This window comes from Chromohalobacter sp. HP20-39, assembly GCF_033052815.1.
Taxonomy (GTDB): domain Bacteria; phylum Pseudomonadota; class Gammaproteobacteria; order Pseudomonadales; family Halomonadaceae; genus Chromohalobacter.
On record NZ_JAWHTP010000321.1, the window covers coordinates 1 to 347 of the forward strand.

The 347-nt window shown below is 66.0% G+C and carries 1 protein-coding gene; it reads left to right on the plus strand.

Annotated features, from left to right (window positions below; translation table 11 throughout):
• On the plus strand, positions 1–347 hold a 347-nt coding region (locus RVY79_RS18185; RefSeq protein WP_317465936.1), incomplete at both ends, for an ATP-binding cassette domain-containing protein.

Below are 347 nucleotides of genomic sequence, written 5' to 3' on the forward strand. Positions count from 1 at the left end.
CCGTCACGGAGAACATCTTCCTCGGCAACGAGATCACCAAGCCGGGGGGCCGCATGGACTACGACGCCATGCACGCCAAGGCCGAACAACTCCTCGCCCGCCTGCGCCTGACCGACGTGAACGTGGCCGCGCCCGTCAGCAACTACGGCAGCGGCCACCAGCAGCTTTTCGAGATTGCCAAGGCACTCGCCAAGAACGCGCGTCTGCTGATCCTGGACGAGCCGACCTCCGGCGTGGACCCGGTCGCGCGCGACATGTTCTGGCGCCTGATGGTCGACCTCGCACGGCAGGACCGCGTGACCATCTTCATCTCCACCCACTTCATGAACGAGGCGCTGCGCTGCGAC